Consider the following 2,245-nt stretch of genomic DNA (forward strand, 5'->3'; position numbering starts at 1 on the left):
GGCTTATTAAAAAATAGCTTGAATTATAGTTTAAATGAAAAACAAGGAAGCTTGAATTTAAGTTACCATAAACTTAAAACTGACGGTTGGAGAGAAAATAGCGCTTATAATCGGGAAGGAATTACTTTGGCTGGCGAATTGTTTAAGAAGAAAAACAGTCAGCTTAGCTATTTTTCAAATTATACTTATTTGAAAGCTTATATTCCAAGTTCGATAAACAAAACAATGTTTGAAAATAATCCGCAGGCTGGTGCGCCAACTTGGGTAGGATCAAAAGGATTTAAAGAATACAAATCGACTTTGGCAGGATTGGCTTATGATTTTAAGGTTAATGAAAACCTGAGTAATTCAACTTCAATCTTCATCAATTACAAAGACAGTAACGAACCAAGACCATTTGATATTTTACGTCAATATACTTTTGCCAGTGGCGCTCGGACTCAGTTTTCAGGGAATTTTACAATTGCGGCAATCGAAAACCAATTTATAACCGGAATTGAATATTTCGCAGATGATTACAAGGGAAATACTTTTGAAAATTTATATCAGCAAAATAATGGGCAAGGAAGTCTGCAAGGCGATCAGCTTACAGAAACGGGACAAAAAAGACATTTCTACAATATTTTTTCGCAGATTAGAACTTTGCTTTCCAAAAAATTTGAAATCCAAGCTGGACTGAATTATAATAAAACACAATTTGAATTAAAGGATTACGATCTAAATTCAACTCAAAATTATAGTTACGATGGTATTTTTTCGCCACAACTTTCTTTTCTATTTAAACCAAATGAACTACAAACTGTCTATTTTTCAGTAAGTCGAGGATTTTCATTACCGGCAACCGAAGAAACTTTAACGAGTTCAGGCACTATAAATCCTGATATAAAACCAGAGAACGGTTATAATTTTGAAGTTGGTAGTAAATTCTATTTTTTCAACAAAAAACTGTATACCGAAGTGAGCATTTACCGAATGGAAATCAAAGATTTGTTGGTTGCAAAACGAGTTGGAGATGACCAATATGTAGGGATAAATGCTGGCGAAACACTTCATCAAGGCATTGAAATTACAGTAAATCATAATTGGCCTCTTAATAGATTTTTCAACATGAACTCTTATGTTTCTGGATCTTTTGGGAATTATGAATTTAAAGAATTCGTAGACAATGGAAACGATTATTCAGGAAATAAACTCACCGGAGTTCCTGCAAATAAAGTAAATGGCGGAATAACTTTGAACACAAATTCAGGACTTTATCTCAGTGGAGATTTTCAGTTTATCGATAAAATTCCTTTGAATGATGCCAATTCTGATTACGCCGATTCTTATTCTATTATTAATCTCAAAACAGGTTATCATTTTCAAATATTTCCTCAATTAAACCTACACTTGTCAGCGGGTGTCAATAACCTAACCGATGAAAAATATGCTTCATTAATTTTACCAAATGCAGTTGCTGTTGGAAACGGATTGCCTAGATATTATTATCCCGGTCTCCCAACTAATTTTTACGGAATAATTTCTTTAAATTACTTATTTTAGTCCTGTTTTTAAACTAGTAGAAATGCCGTCTGAACTTCAAATAAAACTGGAATATGTAAACGCTTGTCGCGAAAAACGCCTTGAAGGTGCCCAGTTTATTCTAGACAATAAAAATCATTTTGATGAATTGGTCAAAATTAGTTTTTCACCTTCTGATAAGAATAATCATAAAGCGTGTTGGATTTTGGAATTTGTATCTTATGAAAAACTTATTTGGCTAGAGCCTCACCTAGATTTTTTCTTCGAAAATTTGAAATATTTAAATCAAGAAAGTTCCCTTAGACCCATTGCAAAAGTGACACAGCTTTTAGTGAAATCACATTATAAAAAAGACGAAAACTCCATCTTTCTTTCAGACGAAAATCTTGAAAAATGTATTGAGACTTCTTTTGACTGGCTTATAAACGACACAAAAGTTGCCACCAAAGCTTATTCTATAAGAACATTATACGAATTAGGAAATCACCACGACTGGATTCATCCTGAACTGAAAACTATAATTACCAAAGATTTCCCGAATCACAGTGCGGCTTATAAGGCTGTTGCCAAAGAAGTTTTGAAAAAAATGAACAATCAAAAATAAATTATTACGTACTTTTGTGAAAAATATACGTATTATGAATACCAAACTCACTTTATCGTTAGACAAAGAGGTAATTGAAAAAGCAAAATCGTATGCAAAACAAACCGGCAGAAGCTTATC

At 32.6% G+C, this 2,245-nt stretch carries 3 protein-coding genes; all 3 read left to right on the plus strand.

All coding sequences use genetic code 11. The annotated features are described in order from the left end of the window. On the plus strand, positions 1-1,542 hold a 1,542-nt coding region (locus VLC96_RS05725; protein ID WP_325261244.1), incomplete at its 5' end, for a TonB-dependent receptor. Between the two features lie 22 nt (positions 1,543-1,564). Continuing rightward, positions 1,565-2,125 carry a HEAT-like fold family protein gene (locus tag VLC96_RS05730; RefSeq protein WP_325261246.1) on the plus strand — a complete coding sequence of 187 codons (561 nt, stop codon included), beginning with the start codon at positions 1,565-1,567 and terminating at the stop codon, positions 2,123-2,125. Positions 2,126-2,159: 34 nt separating this feature from the next. Further along, positions 2,160-2,245 (plus strand): DUF6364 family protein (locus VLC96_RS05735; protein ID WP_325261248.1); only part of this gene is annotated, 86 nt, incomplete at its 3' end.

Source organism: Flavobacterium sp., assembly GCF_035456085.1.
Lineage (GTDB): Bacteria > Bacteroidota > Bacteroidia > Flavobacteriales > Flavobacteriaceae > Flavobacterium.

What these genes read in the sequence shown, in the direction of transcription:
- VLC96_RS05730 (WP_325261246.1), top strand. Translation starts at nt 1,565, where the DNA reads ATGCCGTCTGAACTTCAAATAAAACTGGAATATGTAAACGCTTGTCGC.